This is a genomic window from Gilliamella sp. B2923, from assembly GCF_026536565.1.
Classification (GTDB): Bacteria; Pseudomonadota; Gammaproteobacteria; order Enterobacterales; family Orbaceae; genus Gilliamella.
The window spans coordinates 540,853-561,830 of sequence record NZ_JAFNNZ010000001.1 but is presented as its reverse complement, the minus strand read 5'-3'; the positions used below and the strand labels follow the sequence as shown (position 1 = coordinate 561,830).

The 20,978-nt window shown below is 38.0% G+C and carries 15 protein-coding genes and 1 pseudogene; 8 read left to right on the top strand and 8 right to left on the bottom strand.

Annotated elements, in window-relative coordinates:
• Positions 1-5: 5 nt before the first annotated feature.
• The 3 genes from dld to proP all read right to left on the bottom strand — a co-directional run bounded on the left by dld (position 6) and on the right by proP (position 5,608).
• Entirely contained in the window at positions 6-1,700 is a 1,695-nt protein-coding gene (gene dld, locus J3U42_RS02435; protein ID WP_267335322.1) for a D-lactate dehydrogenase, read from the bottom strand.
• 1,194 nt (positions 1,701-2,894) lie between these two features.
• A complete protein-coding gene (gene rlmF, locus J3U42_RS02430) occupies positions 2,895-3,860 on the bottom strand; it encodes a 23S rRNA (adenine(1618)-N(6))-methyltransferase RlmF (protein WP_267335320.1) in 966 nt (321 codons plus the stop codon).
• A 242-nt stretch (positions 3,861-4,102) separates the two neighbouring features.
• Positions 4,103-5,608 carry a glycine betaine/L-proline transporter ProP gene (gene proP / locus J3U42_RS02425; RefSeq protein ID WP_267335318.1) on the bottom strand — a complete coding sequence of 502 codons (1,506 nt, stop codon included), beginning with the start codon at positions 5,606-5,608 and terminating at the stop codon, positions 4,103-4,105.
• Between the two features lie 534 nt (positions 5,609-6,142).
• Between proP and J3U42_RS02420 the strand changes: the two genes are divergently transcribed.
• Together J3U42_RS02420 and surE are read left to right on the top strand one after the other, a co-directional pair.
• Positions 6,143-7,009: a neutral zinc metallopeptidase gene (locus J3U42_RS02420; RefSeq protein WP_267335316.1), complete on the top strand. Its 867-nt coding sequence runs from the start codon at positions 6,143-6,145 to the stop codon at positions 7,007-7,009.
• Between the two features lie 11 nt (positions 7,010-7,020).
• Positions 7,021-7,803 carry a 5'/3'-nucleotidase SurE gene (gene surE / locus J3U42_RS02415; RefSeq protein WP_267335314.1) on the top strand — a complete coding sequence of 261 codons (783 nt, stop codon included), beginning with the start codon at positions 7,021-7,023 and terminating at the stop codon, positions 7,801-7,803.
• A 43-nt stretch (positions 7,804-7,846) separates the two neighbouring features.
• Here surE and J3U42_RS02410 read toward each other — a convergent pair whose 3' ends face one another.
• A complete protein-coding gene (locus tag J3U42_RS02410) occupies positions 7,847-9,055 on the bottom strand; it encodes an MFS transporter (protein ID WP_267335312.1) in 1,209 nt (402 codons plus the stop codon).
• Positions 9,056-9,197: 142 nt separating this feature from the next.
• Between J3U42_RS02410 and J3U42_RS02405 the strand changes: the two genes are divergently transcribed.
• Complete coding sequence (locus J3U42_RS02405) at positions 9,198-11,525, top strand: zinc/cadmium/mercury/lead-transporting ATPase (protein ID WP_267335310.1); 2,328 nt, start codon at positions 9,198-9,200, stop codon at positions 11,523-11,525.
• Between the two features lie 859 nt (positions 11,526-12,384).
• Here J3U42_RS02405 and J3U42_RS02400 read toward each other — a convergent pair.
• Together J3U42_RS02400 and J3U42_RS02395 are read right to left on the bottom strand one after the other, a co-directional pair.
• Positions 12,385-12,687: an addiction module antidote protein gene (locus J3U42_RS02400; RefSeq protein ID WP_267335308.1), complete on the bottom strand. Its 303-nt coding sequence runs from the start codon at positions 12,685-12,687 to the stop codon at positions 12,385-12,387.
• Positions 12,684-12,983, bottom strand: a pseudogene (locus tag J3U42_RS02395) (type II toxin-antitoxin system RelE/ParE family toxin). Before J3U42_RS02395 ends, J3U42_RS02400 begins: the two are co-directional and overlap by 4 nt.
• A gap of 331 nt (positions 12,984-13,314) precedes the next feature.
• On the opposite strand from J3U42_RS02395, the gene J3U42_RS02390 reads away from it, so the two are divergent.
• From J3U42_RS02390 to J3U42_RS02370, 5 genes are read left to right on the top strand one after another with little or no spacing between them, the layout of a single operon-like run.
• On the top strand, positions 13,315-13,809 hold the full coding sequence (locus J3U42_RS02390; RefSeq protein ID WP_267335304.1) for a MarR family transcriptional regulator: 495 nt from the start codon (positions 13,315-13,317) through the stop codon (positions 13,807-13,809).
• Positions 13,810-13,826: 17 nt separating this feature from the next.
• Entirely contained in the window at positions 13,827-14,816 is a 990-nt protein-coding gene (hlyD, locus tag J3U42_RS02385; RefSeq protein WP_267335302.1) for a secretion protein HlyD, read from the top strand.
• An 11-nt stretch (positions 14,817-14,827) separates the two neighbouring features.
• The gene (locus tag J3U42_RS02380; RefSeq protein WP_267335300.1) at positions 14,828-16,558 is read left to right on the top strand and encodes an ATP-binding cassette domain-containing protein; all 1,731 of its coding nucleotides are present in this window, start codon (positions 14,828-14,830) and stop codon (positions 16,556-16,558) included.
• Entirely contained in the window at positions 16,555-17,673 is a 1,119-nt protein-coding gene (locus J3U42_RS02375; RefSeq protein WP_267335298.1) for an ABC transporter permease, read from the top strand. The genes J3U42_RS02380 and J3U42_RS02375 overlap by 4 nt, the downstream gene beginning before the upstream one ends.
• 19 nt (positions 17,674-17,692) lie before the next feature.
• Complete coding sequence (locus J3U42_RS02370; protein WP_267335296.1) at positions 17,693-18,808, top strand: ABC transporter permease; 1,116 nt, start codon at positions 17,693-17,695, stop codon at positions 18,806-18,808.
• 75 nt (positions 18,809-18,883) lie between these two features.
• Here J3U42_RS02370 and birA read toward each other — a convergent pair whose 3' ends face one another.
• Positions 18,884-19,837, bottom strand: a complete 954-nt coding sequence (birA, locus tag J3U42_RS02365; protein WP_267335294.1) for a bifunctional biotin--[acetyl-CoA-carboxylase] ligase/biotin operon repressor BirA — start codon at positions 19,835-19,837, stop codon at positions 18,884-18,886.
• Positions 19,830-20,954 carry an MFS transporter gene (locus J3U42_RS02360; RefSeq protein WP_267335292.1) on the bottom strand — a complete coding sequence of 375 codons (1,125 nt, stop codon included), beginning with the start codon at positions 20,952-20,954 and terminating at the stop codon, positions 19,830-19,832. The genes birA and J3U42_RS02360 overlap by 8 nt, the downstream gene beginning before the upstream one ends.
• Between the last annotated feature and the right edge of the window lie 24 nt (positions 20,955-20,978).

Here is a 20,978-nt window from a genome sequence, read left to right as displayed (position 1 = left end):
TAATTTTATTGCCAGTTTTTCTTTTTAGAGGTTTTACCAATACCCGGATTAAAGCTATTGGTAGGATCGAGCTGATGATAAAAGTTTTTCAGATCATCATTTGCATGGTAAAGATGACCAACATTATGTTCAGCTGGATACTGCGCTCCACGCTGATCGAGTATGGCTAACATCTCTTGTTCAATCTGATTGCAATCTGTGCCTTTTTTCGCCAGATAGTCTTGATGAAATACTGAACAGAAGAAATGACCATAATACAATTTATGGATAAAGTGTTGGCTGATACTCTCCGGCAGGGTTTCGAACCACTGTTTATCATTACGGCGCAAAGCGATATCTAAGGCAACTAAATCTTCGACCGTTTTAGTATGCACATTTCGATAAATGGTTGCTGCACCGGCTGTGGCAAAACGATGAAGCATGGCAGCTTCGGCCTCTTTTTTATTACAGGTGAAATAACTACCGTTTCTGTTTTGGAAATATTGTTGTAAAAAAGCGGCGGCTTCAGCAATGCCGTTATCTGACATTTTTAATATCAAATGATGTTCATATTTATCACGATAAGCACGAATCGATTTCGGTAAATGATTAGGCAGAATTTTACAAACCGTCACAGCAAAGCGATCGGTAAAATTATTCGGGAAGAAAGGAATTTTACTGGTGATACGATCCACCCAATTTTTAAAAGCGTATAAGCGAGGAATAGTATCGGTACCCAATTTTTGTATCGCCAGAAAAATATGTTTACCGTAGACAGCGGCAATATCAAAGGCATCACGATGAATATACTCGCCTGAAACCGGTAAATTTTCAAAATTGCCTAAGATATGGCGTCGAATATCATCAAGCTCATTGGTGTCGTTGGTGCCAATATAAAAGACGGCGGTATCGTCTTCTAGTGGGAAGGTATCTAATCGCACAGCGAAAACCATTAATCGGCCTGCACTACCAGAGGCTTCGTAATGACGAGCCGGATCAGCATTAAAACGAGCTGGAGTATCGGCATCAATTTGGCGCACATGTTCTCGATAATCGTGATCATGTCCTGCGCCGGCATTATGTTCAATATCATCAGCGCTGTAGTTATGATTTTGCAGATTTTGTAAAATCGTTTCCGGATCATCGCCCAATTTAATACCTAAATGGTTGACCAAATGCAATTGGCCATTTTCATCCAATTGAGCAAAGACAGCCATTTGCGTATAGGCCGGACCGTGCTGAATTAAAGCGCCACCGGAGTTATTACACACGCCGCCCATTACCGAAGCACCAATACAAGATGAGCCAATAACAGAATGCGGGCCCCGATGATATTTTTTTAACTCTTTTTCTAACCGGAACAAAGTACTACCAGGCAAGCACACCACTTGTTCACCGTTTTCAATTACTTGAATACCGTCCAAACGACGTGTACTGACAATCACTATCGGTCTATCATAATCGTTTCCATCCGGGGTTGATCCACCGGTTAAACCGGTATTAGCTGATTGAGTAATAACAATGACATCGGCTTGAACACAAGCTTTTAAAACTTGCCATTGTTCAACTAGCGTTCCGGGCAACACAACGGCAATGGCATCGCCTTCACCAAAACGAATACCTTTGCGATAGGGTAAGGTGCGAGCGGGTTCGGTTAAGGTATGTTTTTCACCAACAATACGTTTTAACTGATCGATAAGGGCTGATGTATTTTGACTCATTTTTTTTATCCTTTTAAGTTGCAATATCACATCAAATATAGTTGTCTATATTATAACCATTAATAATGAAAGCAAAGCTATTTTGTGCGTTAACAAGCATAATTTACACTTCACAAAATTTTTATATTAATCATATATTTAATCCTTAAAATTAGTGTGGGATTATCTGTCAAAATTCAAAGAACAATAAGCTTTTGTTTGCTTAAATCAAGGTGTAACAAAGCACAAAAAATGGGTGAGCAAATATCCTTAGTTAATTTTAAAAGATGACATAATTAGCGTTTTACGCTAAGTACACTTGTCAGTTATTTTATACTTAAACGTATATATTTTCTGAAACTTCTTGACAGAAATAGGCAACTGGTTAAACGCTAAAAATTGGAATGAAGTATCCTTACTTCATCTTAAAAATAACTGATTCTGCGTTTCTCGCTTAATACACTAATCAGTTATTTTTATACTTAAACATATATATTTTCTGAAACTTCTTGACAAAAATAAGCAACATATTAAACGCTAAAAGTTGAAATGAAGTATCCTTACTTCATCTTAAAAATAACTGATTCTGCGTTTCTCGCTTAATACACTAATCAGTTATTTTTATACTTAAACGTATATATTTTCTGAAACTTCTTGACAGAAATGGGCAACTGGTTAAACGCTAAAAATTGGAATGAAGTATCCTTATTTCATCTTAAAATAACTGATTCTGCGTTTCTCGCTTAATACACTAATCAGTTATTTTTATACTTAAACATATATATTTTCTGAAACTTATTGACAAAAATAAGCAACAGACTAAACGCTAAAAATTGAAGTGAAGTATCCTTATTTCATTTTGAAAATAACAGAATCGGTGTTTTTCGCTTAATATACTTGGCAGTTATTTTATACTAAAACGTATATATTTTCTGAAACTTCTTGACAAAAATGGGCAACTGGTTAAACGCTAAAAATTGGAATGAAGTATCCTTATTTCATCTTAAAATAACTGATTCTGCGTTTCTCGCTTAATACACTAATCAGTTATTTTTATACTAAAACGTATATATTTTCTGAAACTTCTTGACAAAAATGGGCAACAAATTAAACCCTAAAAATTGAAATGAAGTATCCTTATTTCATCTTGAAAATAACAGAATCGGTGTTTTTCGCTTAATACACTAGTCAGTTACTTTTATACTAAAACATAGGTTATTTCTGAAACTTCTTAACAAGCTGCTGCCGTTCTGTTGGGGTGTAAAAAGTCCATGCGACAAAGCGACTCACTTTTTGACCTTGTGCCATAGGGACAATTTTGCTATCAATTGCGCCAACTTGCTTTAAATGTTTTTTGATTATCGGCAATGACTCTTTTTTGGATACCAAAGAAGTAAACCATAAACACTGTTTTTTATAGTGCACACTTTCTTGAATCATTTTAGTAATAAAAGCCGCTTCGCCACCTTGGCAGTAAAGTTCAGCATGTTGACCACCAAAATTAAGTATCGTTTTTTGCTTCGGATCGGTAAGTTTACCTAAATTTTTAAGCTTGCGTTGCGTTGCAGCTAATGCTGCTTGTGCCGAGGCATGGAATGGCGGGTTACAGAGCGTTAATAGATAAAATTCGTTCGGTTTAATGATTTGCTTAAACATCGCCGATCGGTCTTTTTGCAATCGGCACGCTACTGCACCGTTTAGAATAGGATTAGCTTTGACAATAAGTGATGCCACTTTAATCGCAGTAGGATTAATATCACTTGCCACAAACGACCAACCATACTCCGCACAGCCAATAATCGGATAAATGACATTAGCACCCGTACCAATATCGAGCACATGCACCTGATGACCAGTTGGAATATGGTTAGCATTATCGCTAGCTAATAGATCCGCCAAATAGTGAATATAATCGGCTCGACCGGGGATCGGCGGGCAAAGGAATTGATCCGGAATATCCCAATAACTTAAATGATAATATTGCATTAATAACGCTTTATTTAGCATTTTAACGGCTATCGGATCGGCAAAATCAATCGATAAATTGCCATATTGATTGGGTTTGACAAAAGGGGCAAATTCCGGCAATTTTTGGATCAGCGTTTTAAAATCATAACCATGATTATGCTTATTTCGATGATGTAAAGGTGATGATTTAGGTGATGTAGATGATTTTTGCATGTCAAATCCAATGATAAAAAACACGCTATTATATCGGCTTTCAACCGAATAAGTAAAAAAAGTAATGCAATAATTATTTGCCGGTAACAAAAAAGCATAACGCCCAGCAAATCAATCTCTATTTGTCGGCGAGATTGGCTGCTCAGAGCAAAAGCCGGAAAATGCGCTTAGCCTGTCAGCAGCCGATAAAGGTCACTTTTCCGCTAAGATAACTCACTATTAACGGAAAAGGTTAATGCGCCCTAATCTAATTTAGGATGCTGATCAACTAGATCCTGACGTTGCTCTTGTAGGTTTTCAATCTGTTCATCAATATCTTCAACTTTTTGTTCAATGGAATCAAAGTGGTCAGATAAGATCGCTTTTGCCTCACTGCGATCTGATGCCGCCGGTGTGGCGCCTCGTAGGGGTTGATTGGCCGTTTCATTCATTTTTAATCCGGTTATCAATCCAATAATAGCCACCACCATTAAATAGTAAGCAGGCATATATAAGTTGCCACTTTCTTCAACCAACCAAGCGGCAACAGTTGGCGTCGCCCCGGCGATAAGTACGGAAATATTAAATGCGATTGCCAGTGCACTGTAACGAATGCTGGTAGGGAAAATGGCCGGCAAAATTGAAGCCATTACCCCGGTAAAACAGTTTAATAGCACAGCTAAAATCAATAATCCCAAAAAGATAAGACCGATGATATCACTGTTTATCATGGCAAAAGCCGGATAGGCCAATATAAGTAAGCCTAAACTTCCACCGACAATAAAAGGTTTGCGTCCAATTTTATCGCTGATTAAACCAATCATCGGTTGGACAAATAGCATGCCTATCATGATAGCAATAATAATCAATACCCCATGATCGGTGTGATAATTTAAATTGTGCGATAAATAACTCGGCATATAGGTTAAAAGCATATAATAAGTCACATTTGTCACCATGACTAATCCTACACAGACTAAAAGACTCTTCCAGTACTGTTTAATGATTGTTTTTAGTGTCATTTTTGGAGGATTGGCAATGTGATTTTGAGCGTTGTTATCCATTTTATCGGTATGCTGTTGAAACGCCGGTGTTTCTTCGAGGGCGTGGCGTAGATAGAGACCAATTAAGCCAAGCGGCAGCGCAAATAAAAATGGAATGCGCCAGCCCCACGCTTGAAATTTGGCATCACCCATAATTGAGGAGAGCAGTACAACTAAACCTGCACCAACTAAGAAGCCGGCAATCGATCCAAAATCAAGCCAGCTTCCCATAAAACCCCGTTTGCGATCCGGCGAGTATTCCGCAACAAAGATAGCTGCCCCCGAATATTCACCGCCAATTGAAAATCCTTGTGCTAATTTCGCCAAAAGTAGTAACAGTGGCGCAAAAATACCGATCGAAGCATAAGAAGGAATCAGTCCAATACAAAAAGTACTTAATGACATAATGATGATTGTGACCGATAAGACTTTTTGCCGACCAAATTTATCACCAAGAATACCAAAGACTAATCCGCCTAATGGGCGCACCAAAAACGGTACCGAAAACGTTGCTAAAGCAGCCACAACTTGTACGCTAGGTGAAGCGTCGGGAAAAAACACCTGACCTAAAACATAAGCCAAAAAGCCGTAAACACCAAAATCAAACCACTCCATAGCGTTACCCAGCGCAGCAGCGGTTATTGCTTTTTTTAATTTACTGTCGTCAATAATGGTAATATCGTTAATATTTAAGGGTTTATTTTTTGAACTTCGTATGCTTTTCATAAATACCGCCTGTTTTGATGCAAATAAAAGAAAATTTATGCAATAAGGTGAATCGGTTACTTAATGATACAAACCAGTACAATATAAATTCACATTGTTCATGTGTTTTCAGACATTAAATTGGGAAAATTCCCAAAAATAAAAAGAGGAAAATAACTAGCAAAACGACGGTTTTATCATCACTATTCGATAATTTATCGAATGATAAAACGTGACGTTTAAGGGAAATTAGCCGTTGATTATAGCGACTTAATCCCATTTTGTAAAATTCATGCACAGCAAAAAAGTGGGCAATTTTGGTTTTGTGGCGGTAAGCTTTTACAGAAGTGAAATATCACTTATTCCCCCATTTCGCCAGTCATGATCGTGCAAACCCGGCAAGTTATTGATAGATTTAGTTGTCACTATCGGTCATTTTTAGCCATTCACTGCGCCCTTTTCTAAGCTTGCGTCGTTTAATAATATTATCTTAATGTAGAATCCTTGTTAGTTATCCTTTACAATGATTTCACTTAAACTGATGAGGTAATCCCTATGCGTTGGAGAGACCAAAGAGAGAGTGATAATATTGAAGATCGCCGCTCACAGTCAGGAAGTGGAACGGGAATTAATATCCCAATTGGAGGTAAAGGTAAAATCGTACTGTTTTTGGTTGTTATCGTTGCCGGTTATTATGGCATCGATTTATCCGGTTTACTCAATTCCGGTATCATTGATATTAACGACAACCAACAGTCCTCAGCTGCATATATGCAACCCGATCCCGATGCCGCAAAATTTACATCGGTTATTCTAGCCAGTACAGAAGATTATTGGCGACAAGAGTTTCAACATTTAGGTAAAACGTATATCCCACCGAAACTTGTTCTTTATACCGGCTCGACCCAAACTTCATGTGGCGCCGGCCAAACCTTAATGGGGCCTTTTTATTGTAGTTTAGATAAAACCGTCTATTTAGATCTCTCTTTTTATCAAGAGATGAAACAGCGTCTTGGCGGTGGTGGCGACTTTGCTCAAGGTTATGTCATCGCTCACGAAATTGGGCATCATGTGCAAAATCTGCTTGGTACCTTTAATAAAGTTGAACAATTAAAGCAGTCACAATCTGAAATTACCAGAAATCAATTATCAGTTAAACTTGAACTACAAGCCGATTGTTATGCCGGTTTATGGGGTAATTCGATTAAACAACAAAATCTGTTAGAAGTAGGCGATATTGAGCAAGCATTACAGACAGCACAAGCGATTGGCGATGATCGGCTTGAGCAACAAAGTACCGGCTATGTAGTACCTGATAGCTTTACTCACGGCACATCGCAACAACGTTATACATGGTTTAAACGAGGATTTGATAGTGGTTTGATTAATCAGTGTAATACCTTCACACTGCAAGGAAATTAAAAGGAAAGAAGATGTTTAATAAATTAGTAAATCGTATTTTATTAGTCAACGATGACGGTATCGATGCCAAAGGCATTAATATTTTAAAAGAAGCTGCCGAAAAAATTGCCCATGAAGTTTGGGTAGTTGCGCCGGCGCTTGATCAAAGCGGTGTTTCATGTGCCGTTAGCTTAAAATCACCCTTTCGGGTTGCTCAGCGGGGTGATAGAGAGTATGCCGTTTATGGTACGCCCGCAGATTGTGCTTTGTATGCGCTTAAATATTTAATGGTAGACAATCTGCCCGATTTAGTTTTGTCGGGAATCAATAATGGCACTAATGTCGGGTTTGAAACCATTTTATCCGGCACAGTCGGTGCCGCCATGATGTCAATGACACTCGGTGTGCCGGCAATGGCATTAAGCCAATCAACCACCGAAGATAATCAGCCAACCGATTGGGATTGTGCAATACATCATACCGAATCAGTTATTCGGCAACTGTTGGCGTTATCGGCACCTAAAAATATCTGCTTTAATATCAATTTTCCAGCTTGTAAAGCTGACAATATAAATGGCGTGAAGATAACCAAACAAGGGGCAGCAGATGTAAGCAAATTTATTGTTGCGCCAACAACCGATCCTGAAGGAAACGATTATTTTTGGTTTAGAGCAAAACGTAATCAACAAATTATTGACGAAAGTAAAGAGCTCGATGCCACCAATGGCGGCTTTATTGCAATTACGCCTTTAAGTTATGAGCGAACAGATAATGCATTTTATGAAGTCTTAAAGGAAAATTTTGTGGCGAAATAGCGTATTGTTACGTCTTCCTTTTAGGAAGACGTATTATTCAGTATTAATCGACTTTTGTTCTCACCTCTTTTACCAGCGCACAAAATATCAATGATATAGCGACCATAATTAAGGCGATCGAATAGATAATTTCATGCCCGTAAGATTCAGATACAAACCCTTGAAGCATACCGGCTATAATAATGCTACAGATGATACCATTATTAAACAAGGTTGATGCAACGCCCATTCGGGTTGGTAGCAGATCTTGAAAGTAGATAATTCCAATATTTGCCACAATGCCAATAAAAAGTGCATTAAATAGCTGTAACACAAATAAGATCCACTCATCGGTAAATAAAATCATACCGATATAAAAGATCAATCCGCAGATAATAGCGATAAAAAATAGATTTCTTTTGCCTAACATCGGCACTAAGTAGCCCGCAATGATCATAACCGGTATTTCAATCCCGGCAGCCAATCCCATTAGATATCCCGGTAAAGAATCAGAAAGATGTAATACCGATTGTACGTACAGAGGCATATCAATGATATACATCATATTTGCTGTCCACATAAAGACCGTTGATAGCAATAAAAACACTACATTTTTATTTTTAAATAAAGGTTGATTTGCCGCTTGTAAATCAACGTTATTAGGTAGCTCTGATGTCGGATTTTTTTCAACGGAAGGTAAAAAAATGGCAACAAAGATCATCGCGACAATAAACATCGACATGGCGCTCAGATACATGGTGGTAAAACCATACTCAATCGCTAATCCGAACGATAAAGGTGGTCCAATGACCCAAGCAAGTGACAGTTGTGCCCGTATCAACGAATTGAAGGCGACAACATTTCGTCCGCTTTTCACGGCATATTCACGAGCTAAAGCAAAAATTTGCGGCATCGCAGCGGACGAGAGCGCAGCAAATAGTACGCCGAGCGTAATTAAAAGGTAATAGTTACGGGAAAAGGCAAAAATAAGGCTATTGGTAACCCCCATTAAACAACAAAATATGACAATATTGCGCCTGTCGCCCCTTTTATCAGAATATTTTGCCAATAAAAAGCTACCAATAATGCTGGCAAAAGCATTTACCGAGAAAAAGAGACCGACTAAGCGAGGATCAACATTAACGTCAACCGATAAAAATCGACTTAAGGTTGGTGACTGTAATGCACCGGCTACCCCAATGACAAAGGTTGCAAATAAAAAAGCCGAAAAAATAACGCCTTGCCGTTGGCGAAACGAAGGAATACTAGACATATCTTATCTCAATCATGAAAGTGTCATTAATTATATACTTAAAACATACGCTTAGGTATTGAAAAAATAATAGCTTAAAAAATGATTTATTTTTCTACAATTAAGCGTACAATCAAAATCATCAACAAGACGAGGTAACGTTATGTTATATAATAACAAATCTACGCAGCAACATCATGATAGTCATCATCATTGCCAAGGTGAATGTCATAATATTGCGCATAATCATCATCAACAATCAGCACAGAGTGCCGATACTCATCAAACGCAAAACAGCGTGGCGAGTGTTGGGCGACAAGAACAAGATAGTAGCGCCAAAAATGACATTAGTGATCCACCCGAAGATCCCGAAAGGCAAAGCCAAGACATTAAGCTTATCTGGAAAATTCAAGGTATGGATTGCGCCCATTGCGCTAAAAAAATTGAAAATGGCATTAAAACTCTTCCGAATATTACTCACTCAAAAATCACATTTTCAACTGAAAAGTTGGTTGTGTTAGTTCCGCAAAAAGATCAAAAAATAATTAAACAGATTGAAGATAAAGTTGTCGAACTAGGCTATACCCCTATTTTCCAATCATCGGACAATCATGCTGATCAACATGAACACTCCCATATAATCGATAAAAAAGCGTTATTACCTTTAGCCATATTGGGCGTGTTAATTGTTATCAGTTATCTTATTACGCTGTTTAATCATCAAGCCGGTCAATACGCCTTTATTGCCACCGCTATTATCGGGCTGATACCGATATTAAAAGAGGCGATTTTATTGACTCGCAGTGGCACACCCTTTGCGATTGAATCGTTAATGAGTATATCGGCAATTGGCGCACTATTTATTGGCGCAGCCGAAGAAGCCACTATGGTGATTTTTCTGTTTATGATAGGTGAAATGCTTGAAGGGATCGCAACAAATAAAGCCAAGAAAGGCATTTCATCCCTTGCTAAGCTCATGCCTGAAGAGACTGTTATTATTATCGACGGTAAGCGTAAAACCGTTGCCAGCCACAGTTTGAAACCAGACGATATTATCGAAATTTCATCCGGCGGACGATTACCGGCTGATGTTATCTTAGTGAGTGAACAAGCCAATATTGACGAAAGCGCCTTAACCGGCGAATCGATCCCGGTCAACTACTTATATGGCGATAAGATTTTAGCCGGATCACTGGTGGTTGATAATACCATTCAACTCAAAGTGATTTCGCAAGCAGGGCAAAACGCTGTTGATCGGATCTTGCAATTGATCGAAGATGCCGAAGAGCGCAAAGCGCCAATTGAGCGTTTTATCGATAAATTTAGCCGTTATTATACGCCGGCTATTGCGCTGTTTGCTTTGTTGGTTATCCTTATACCACCACTGCTTTTGGGCGAAGATTGGTATACGTGGATCTATCGAGGATTAACACTATTATTAATTGGCTGCCCTTGTGCGTTGGTGATCTCAACCCCTGCCGTCATCACTTCAGCATTATCGAGTGCCGCCAAATTAGGAGTATTGATTAAAGGTGGCGCCGCGCTGGAACACATTGGATCGCTAAAAATGATTGCCTTTGATAAAACCGGCACACTAACGGAAGGAAAACCGCAAGTGACCGATATTATCAATCGAGGCTTAGCGGTCAATGACTTGCTTGCTATAGTTGCATCAATTGAAAGCGGCTCACATCATCCTTTAGCTATAGCTATTGTGGATTACACCAAACAACAAGATATCACGTTTAGTGAAGCGACAAATCGTAAAGCCATTGCTGGTATTGGTATTCAAGGCGAGTTAAACCAAAAAATCTATTATGTTGTTTCACCCAATAAAATTGACACTGTCTCAGTCCCTTTGTTAAACGACGATGCCAAGCTCATCGAACGACTGGAAAATGCCGGCAAAACCGTCGTGGTCGCCGTCACAGATCAAGCATTACTGGGGATTATCGCGCTGCAAGATGTCTTGCGAACAGATGCAAAACCAGCCATTAAGGCACTCCACCAACTCGGTCTTAAAACCTTGATGCTCACAGGTGACAATCAACGAGCCGCTAAAGCGATTGCCGGACAATTAGGGATGGATTACCGTGCTCAGTTATTACCTGCTGACAAACTGGTCGAGATTGAAAAAATCGGCAAAACTACCACCATTGCCATGGTCGGGGACGGAATCAATGATTCACCGGCAATGAAAGCCGCAACAATCGGCATTGCAATGGGAAGCGGTACCGATGTTGCCCTTGAAACAGCCGAGGTCGCCCTCAGCAAAAATAGTCTATCGAGTTTACCAACGTTAATTCGCTTAGCACGTTTTGCCAATCGAAATATTAAACAAAATATCACCATAGCATTAGGGATAAAGTTGATATTTTTAATTACCAGTCTATTTGGCTTAACCGGGCTTTGGTTGGCGGTATTAGCTGATTCGGGTACCACAGCGATTGTGACAGCCAATGCTTTAAGATTGCTAAAGGTTAAAAAATAAGGGTGAACAGCGAATTTTAACTTTTTTAAAGGATAAGTTTTCGACTTTACATAATGGCATAATCTATCTTTTATTGTTACACCTATTAAAGAAGGGATATTGTATGCAATCCCTTCTAGTAACTTATTCTTTAAACGGAACTATTTTAAGTTAGCCTCTGCCGTTCATATATAAACAGGTTATCAATGTATCGGCAAGTTTTCACGATTATAAAAACAGTAAAAAAGCTGATTTACCCGCCTTTTTATTTATCTTATTATTTGTAATTCGTCGGAGTTTTTGGGCTTGTGATAAAACAATGGGTAAGTATGAATAACAGATTTTCCATTTTCTATCATTTCACCTTTTAAACATGTCACCTTTTAAACATGATTTACCATTACTATCTTCAAATCTAACCAATTTGTCATAGAGCCTCATTTCACAATTCGTAAATGGTAATATCTTTTCTTTTTCTTTCGAGAACGCGGTTATATGTTCATCTTGCTTTTCATATAATAACTGTACTTTCGCCTAAAAGGATAAATTAATTTGAGTATAATATTAATTAAGTTTATCTGTTTATAATGTTGGTTTTATGCTTGTGAATACTGAGAACTCTTTCTTCTGCTTTTTCGTTTTACTATCTCGATTTCCTTCTATCCTCATCTTTTTTGTTTATATGTAAAACGTTTATCGCTGCTTATAGAGAATACTCGTCTAATTTTTTACTTGCTCCATCGACGCTTTGCACATCAATTTTCAGTTTTAGCGATGTCATTTCTGCAACCATAATTTCTCCAGACATAAAAAAGCCCGCAATTGCGAGCTTTAGGTTTGATTTGATTTTGTCTATCTACATTAGATTTTCCATGCTCAGTTAACAACAATCTGCATGTTTTTGTGAGGAAAACTGCATTTGCAAACCTAATGCTTGAACAATTTTAAAGATTGTATTAAAAGTAGGATTCCCCTCACCTGATAATGCTTTATAAATACCCTCACGGCTTATACCTGTATCACGTGAAAGCTGACTGATGTTTTTAGCTCTAGCTATATCACCAAGTGCAATAAATAAAAATTTAGGGTCTCCTTCTTCTATTGCGGCATTTAAATATTCTTGCATCTCTTCATCAGTATTTAATAAATCAACTACGTCAAAAGTTTTTAGTTTTGTAGTCATAATAAACCCCATTTATTTGCTAATTCTTTAGCAATTTTAATGTCTGTTTGTTGTGTATCCTTGTCACCACCACACTATAAAATAACAATTTCATTATTGCGGTTAGCAAAATAAACCCTGTATCCTTTTCCACAGTGAATGCGCATTTCTGATACACCGCTACCTACAGATTTAACGTCACCAAAATTACCTTCTTGCATACGACGAATTCGAACTTTAATTTTAGCTGCTGCAGTTTTATCCTTAAGCGACTTCAACCATTTTTCCATTTGCGGTGTATAACTTACAGTAATCATGCTTTATTCCTGTTTTAATTTAAAACTATTTTATCTTACACAACCAACATGTCAACTGTAGTTGTCAATTTTAATTATTTATATTGTTACCAAAACTTATCTAATGCTTATATTGATGTTAATCATAAAAATAATAATGAATAAAACAATCGATGTTGAAACAGGTATACCAAACGATGTCGTGAAATAGCCACAAAAGATAAGGAAAGATTAGCACAAACGTTAGCTGAATTTTTAATTGGGTATTTAACTGATGAATCGATTAACTGGTTGCGAAATATAATTTCATTTGATATAGTTTCAAATGAAATTATATTGAAAAGGTGATATTATGGCAATTCCTATTACAACGGTTGAACAACTGATTGAAAAATTTAAATCTCGTGGAATGTCTTCAAATTATGATGAGATCTTCTTAAGTCGTTTATTGCAGTTTAGCACTGAAGCACTTTTAGAAAACCTAAATCAAGCCTACCGACAATACCAGCTGGACGATAAATTATTTGCTGTTTTATTAGTCATAAACACCTTTCACCCTGAAGGAGTCAAACCGTCGCAACTCAGTGAATTAACCCATTTTTCTCGGGTGCAAGTGACACGATGTGTAGAAACATTAGTAAAAAATGAGTTAGTTATACGACAAGCTGATCCGCATGATCGCCGCTCACACTGTTTAATTTTAAGCAACAAAGGGATCAATTTTTTTAAAAATGAAATCCCCCCTATCGAAAAAAGGGTTGTTCAAGCCTGGCAAATTATCAGCCAAGAGGAGCGTCAACAATTGCGCTCAATCTTACTGAAACTTTTAAAACACCTTGAGCAGTAAACTGAACGAGAATATCGATGACAAAAAAACGACTTATCCCGCTATTATTGTTAATAATAATTCTAATCAGCGGTGCAATTTGGTTTATTAACAAAAGCCCTTCTTCATTAGTTTTATATGGTAATGTTGATATCCGCACAGTAAACAGTAGCTTTCGTGTGTCAGGGCGTTTGATGCAATTGAATTATGAAGAAGGTGATCCTATTAAACAAGGCGATCTATTAGCCAAACTCGATGCTAAACCTTATCAAAACGCCGTTAATCAAGCTAAAGCAAATTTAATGGTTAAGCAAGCGCAACTTGATTTAATGATAAACGGATATCGCAAAGAAGAAGTGGCTCAAGCCGCTGCACAAGTTTTACAGTATCAGGCAAGTTATGATTATGCTGAAAATAACTATCAGCGTATGGCGAAATTAATCAAATCATCTTCAATATCTAAAGATCAATTCGATAACAGTTTAACTTTACGTGATCAAGCCAAAGCTAATTTACAGACCGCTAAACAAAAGCTTGAAAAGCTTACTAATGGTTATCGTAAAGAAGAGATTGAATCAGCACAAGCCACCGTGCAAGCTGCGCAAGCGGAGCTAGCCCAAGCTGAGCTTAATTTATCAGATACCGAACTTTATGCACCTTCCCAAGGCACAATTTTAACCCGAGCAGTTGAATCCGGCACCATGTTGACTGCCGGCTCTCCGATCTATGCCATTTCATTAGATCGGCCGGTTTGGGTACGAGCCTATATCGACGAAATTAATTTACATCAAGCCATACCCGGAAGAAAGGTTTATGTCTTTACCGATTCTCAGCCGGATAAACCTTATGTTGGACAAATTGGCTTTGTGTCTCCCACGGCCGAATTTACACCGAAAACAGTTGAAACCCCAGTACTTCGCACTGATTTAGTTTACCGTTTACGTATTCAAATCAATGAAACCGGTCAAGGTCAAGCTGATGATATGTTGCGCCAAGGCATGCCGGTAACAATAAAATTTGCCCAATAACGAGCGAATCTATGCAAAACCGTCAGCAAATAGTACTCGATAAGGTAACAAAACAGTTTGAGCATAAAGATCATCAAGTCAATACTGCACTAAAACCTTTATCAACCACAATTTCTGCCCATGGTGTAACAGGTTTAGTTGGACCAGACGGTGCCGGTAAAACAACGTTATTACGAATGCTAGCAGGCTTGCTTACGCCAAGTTCAGGTCAAATTAAAGTTGCGCAATACAATCCGATTGATAATCGTGATCAATTGCGAGCAATGCTAGGTTATATGCCACAAAAATTTGGGCTGTACGAAGATTTGACCGTTATTGAAAATCTTAATTTATTTGCTGATCTGCGCCATATCAAAAAAGATGAGCGTCAACAAATGTTTGACAAATTACTAACATTCACTGATTTGGCAAGGTTTACCCAGCGACTTGCGGGTAAGTTATCGGGTGGAATGAAGCAAAAACTAGGATTAGCATGTACTTTGCTCGGTGATCCACAAATATTATTACTTGATGAGCCCGGAGTTGGGGTAGATCCTATTTCACGACAGGAACTTTGGCATATGGTTCATCAATTAGCGAACGAAGGAATGTTAATTATCTGGAGCACCTCTTATCTTGATGAAGCCGAACAGTGTGAAACAATTTTACTTATGAATCAGGGAGAATTGCTTTTTCAAGGTGCACCAAAATGTTTGACTCAACGTGTTAAAGATCGGGTTTATCTACTTTCTTCGCCAATTTCACATCGTCAATTATTGCGAGCGGCATTAAAACTACCACAAATTAGTGACGGTGTGATTGAAGGTGATCGTATTCGTTTAATACTCAAACCTAATGAGTCTATTGATCAAGTTATAGCAAACCTTAAAATAGCTAATATTAGCTATCAACCCACCGCAGGGCGTTTTGAAGATGCTTTTATTGATCGTTTGGGCGGCATATCTAATAAAGAATCAATATTAACTAAAATTATGCCGAATGTTGCCGGTTTGCCTGATGATATTGTCATTGAAGCAAAGGATTTGACCCGCACTTTTGGTGATTTCATTGCAACTGATCATGTCAATTTTACTATTAAGCGTGGTGAAATTTTTGGTTTATTAGGTCCCAATGGTGCGGGCAAATCCACTACATTTAAAATGATGTGCGGTTTATTACCGATTAGTAGTGGGCAGGCATTAGTATTGGGATTTGACCTCAAAAAAAGTGCTACTCAAGTGCGAGAGCGCATTGGCTATATGGCTCAACGGTTTTCTTTATACGACAAATTAACCGTACAGCAAAATTTAAACTTCTTTTCGGGCATCTATGGCTTAATGGGTAGCGAACAAACACAGCGCATTAATGAGATGATAACGGCATTTAGCTTTGAGCCAATTTTAGACCAAACTCCGCAATCACTTCCTTTAGGATTTAAACAGCGATTAGCGTTAGCCTGCGCTTTAATGCATAAACCCGATATTGTGTTTCTCGATGAGCCAACATCAGGCGTCGACCCTATCACTCGCCGTGAATTTTGGATCCATATTAACAGTTTAGTCGAAAAAGGTGTTACGGTTATGGTCACCACACACTTTATGGATGAAGCGGAATATTGTGATCGTATTGCATTAATTAATGGCGGTAAGTTAATTGCTTTAGGCTCGCCTAACCAACTTAAGCAATCGGTCGCAAGCAATGCCACTATGGAGCAAGCTTTTATTAAATTGGTGAACGATGCTAACTTGAGGGCGTCAAAATGAGTTTTTCACTCTGCCGAACAGTAACACTTTGTCAAAAAGAGATGAAACAGATTATCCGTGACCCCAGCAGTTGGATTATGGCTATCATCATTCCATTGATATTACTGTTTTTATTTGGTTATGGCATTAGTTTAGACGCCAATAAAGTGCGTATTGGCGTGCTGGTTGAGCAAACTAGCCAACCTGCTCATGATTTTGTTCAGGTCTTAAATGGCTCCCCATATATTGAACCCATATTTTCGGATAATCGTTCGCAATTGTCAGCAAAATTAAATGCCGGGCAAATTCGAGGCATGCTGATTATTCCGGTTAATTTTGCTCAACAAGTACAAAATCGACAAGCAACAATTCAATTAATTACCGACGGCAGTGAACCGAATACCGCTAATTTTGTACAAGGTTATCTAACCGGCATTTGGCAAATTTGGTTACAGCAACAAAGTCAACAGCAATTAATTAACAGTAAGCCAATGATTGATATCACTTCCCATGTCTGGTTTAACTCAGCTGCGATTAGCAAGAATTTTATTTTACCCGGTGCAATAACCATAATTATGACTATTATTGGATCAATCTTGACTTCGTTAGTCGTTGCTCGTGAATGGGAACGTGGCACGATGGAAGCATTGCTATCAACACCGATGACCAAGTTGGAGTTTTTATTATCTAAACTGATCCCTTATTATTTCATTGGGTTACTTGCTTTAATTATCTGTTTTCTGGTAACAGTTGGTATTATGCATGTGCCTTTCCGAGGATCATTTTGGCTATTATTAATGCTAAGCAGCCTATATTTATGGGTTATTTTGCAACTGGGATTATTAATATCTACCGTTACTCGAAATCAATTTAATGCAGCGATGATAGCGTTAAATGTTGCATTTTTACCCGCGGTCATGCTTTCAGGTTTTGTATTTGAGATTAATAGTATGCCAGCTATCATCCAAATTATTACTTATATCATTCCTGCACGTTACTACGTCAACATCTTACAAACACTATTTTTAGCTGGCGATATTTTTTCAGTCATGTTGATTAATGTTGGATTTTTACTGATGTGTTTGTTGCTGTTATTTATGGTGATCTTCAAAAAAACTCATATGCAATTAGATTGAGGTTACAGGAATAAAGACCATGCTAAGATTTATCAACAATATGACTTTCTACCGAACTGTAACATTAATTAAAAAGGAGCTAGCCCTACTTTGGCAAGACAAGCAAACTCGCACTATCTTAATCATACCAGTCCTTTTGCAAATTTTTATTTTTCCATTCGCAGCGACGTTGAATGTTAATAATGCAACGATTGCAATTTATCGACCAACGGTAGATCAACCCACCACGGAGTTAATTGATCGGCTAGCTAATGCCAGTAGTTTTTCTAAAGTGATTATATTAGATTCGAAGCAAGCAGTAACCGACATCATTAATCACCAAAAAGCCTTAGTGGTTGTGCAATTACCTGTTGATTTTTCCCGTAAGTTACTCAGCGGGCAATCGCCACAAATCGAAATTATTTTAGACGGTCGTAAATCAAATAGTGCACAAATTGCTGCCAACTATATTCAGCAAATTATTATGCAATATCAACAACAAAATAATGTGCAAGATAATACCGGATTAATTGTCCGTCACCGTTATAACAGTAATTTAGACTATAAAAATTTCATCTTACCGTCACTGGTTGCCTTAATTACGACGATAGGTGTAATGATTGTCACCTCACTATCGGTGGCACGTGAACGTGAACAAGGCACACTTGACCAATTACGTATTTCCCCCTTAATGACTTGGCAAATTTTTATAGGTAAAGCGATCCCTGCAATTATCGTTGCCACATTACAAGGTACTATGGTGTTAACCGCCAGTGTTTTGATCTATCACATCCCTTTTCAAGGCTCACTGCCTTATTACTATTTATGTATGATAACTTATGGATTATCTTTGGTTGGATTTGGATTATTTATTTCAGCGCTTTGCTCAACGCAACAACAAGCTTTTATTGGCATTATTACCTTTATGGTGCCTGCGATTTTACTCTCGGGTTTTATTGCGCCAATTGAGAACATGCCACAATGTTTACAGTATTTAACTGAAATAAACCCGGTTCGTCACTTTATCGAATTAACTAAACAGATTTATTTAAAAGATGTCAGTTTTACAATCATCTGGCAAAGTTTATGGAAGCTATATGCAATCACCCTCTCATTAGGGGGAATTGCATATTATCTTTTTAAAAAGTATGTGTAGAACTAATCGGTATTGAGTCGTAAGGTGTTTAAATCGATTCAATGCTGGTCTCCCTGTAGAAACAGGCAGATCCCGTTACTCATCACTGCGTAATGAGATTTCGCCACCGATGTAGGCGTTGATTGTGCCATTTTGTTCAAGCAATAAAGCACCTTGATTGTTTATGCCTTTGGCAATACCTCGAATGATATTTTCACCTATTAATAATTTAACCGGTCGATTAATAAAATTATCCAAACGATTCCAATCAGTCATAAAAGCGGTTAATCCTTGTTGCTCAAATTTAATCAGATTCACTTTTAGCGCTTTAATCACTTTGGCAACCAGCAAATTGCGATCAACCTGCCCTAAATTAGCCCACGCTTGATTAACAATGTCGGTATCGGGATTGGTCATGTTCAGATTGACACCTATACCGATAACAGCATGAGCATAATCACCCGTTTTTCCGGCAAGTTCGATTAAAATGCCGGCGAGCTTTTGATCATTAAGATAAAGATCATTTGGCCATTTTACTTTAATATCTTGCCCGGATAATTCCCGTAACGTATCGGCTATCACTATGCCAACAACTAAACTGAGCCCCATTGCCGCTGCAATGCCCTGCTCTAATCGCCAATACATGGAAAAATAGAGGTTACTGCCAAACGGAGCAAACCATTTGCGCCCTCTTCGCCCTCGGGCTTTAGACTGAAATTCAGCCACACAGCTATGACCCGATTGTAACGTGTCAATCCTATCGAGTAGATATTGATTAGTTGAATCAATGATCGGTAAAATTTCAACATCACTATCAGCGCCATAATAGTGGTCAATTTTAGCTTTATTAAATAGATCCAATGGTGAGGTTAAACAGTAACCTTTACCTTGAATAGAGTTTAAAGTAATACCCCACTCACGCAGGAGTTTAATGTATTTATTAATTCCGGCACGAGTAATACCAAATACAGCGGCAAGCTCTTCGCCGGAATGAGACTTACCGTCTGCCAATATTTCAATTAATTTAAGCGGATTTTGTTGGCTACGCATCAGTGGCTCGCTCTCTTAGTAATAAAACGACAAAATAGAGTGAGATTATAGCAAAACTGACAAATAAATAGGTATTATTGGTCATATCCATAATAAAAGCGATAATAGCCGGTGCAATTAAACTACCAATGGTATTGGTTAATAACATCGCTTGATTCATCGTCACAATCTCTTGTTTTCGAACACACGAACATGCCCAAGCCATCGAGATTGGATAGATCGTATAAATGGTGGTGCCTAATAAAATAATTGCGAGCACAGAATAAAAATTAAACACCAACATCAAGCAAGCTACCACCGTTAGCAACGATTCAATCAGTAGTACAATTCGTCGACCATATTTATCGGCACAGTAGTTTGCTGGCATTTGCGCTATCACGCCGGATAAGATTAATAAAATCATCCAATTTGCCACTTGATTATCGCTATAGCCCAAATGAGAGTAATAAGCCGGCATTAACGAATAGAGCGAACCAATTAGCATACCGGCTATCATACAACCAATCAGACCGAGTCGAGACGGTTTATATAAAATCATCGGTATAATATTGAAACTGTTTTGCTTTCTTTTCGGTAATTTGTAATGAGTTAGTAAAATAAATAAAATCGCTAATCCCATTAACACCGCAATCACTAAACCAAAATAGAGCACATCTTGAGGAAAATACTGTAATAGCGCTTGCCCCAATACTGTTCCTAAATAGTAAGTGGTGAGATAGATAGCTAGCATTTTGCCACGTGTGCGCACTGAACCGGTCACTAATATACAGCTTTCAATGACGACCCAAGTGACAGCGCAAGCAATACCGATAAAAAATCGCCAGATCGCCCAACTGTAAAAATCCATTGAAAAACTTAGCCCAATGGTTGCTACAGCAAAAATAAGGCAACTATAGGTGTAAGTATATCTGGCATTAAATCGGCTAATAAACCAATTTGCCATAATAGTACCCACCAAATTGCCAGTAAAATAGCTTGATCCAACTAAGCCAATTTGCCCTAGCGAAAAATCTTCACGTACCAACCAAAGTGGTACTTGAGTATTTAAAGCTGATAAGGCGATGGTGACAAATAATAAACTGGTTAATAAAATAGGAAATGAATACGAATGTCTCATAATTTTATTGATTATAAATAGTTT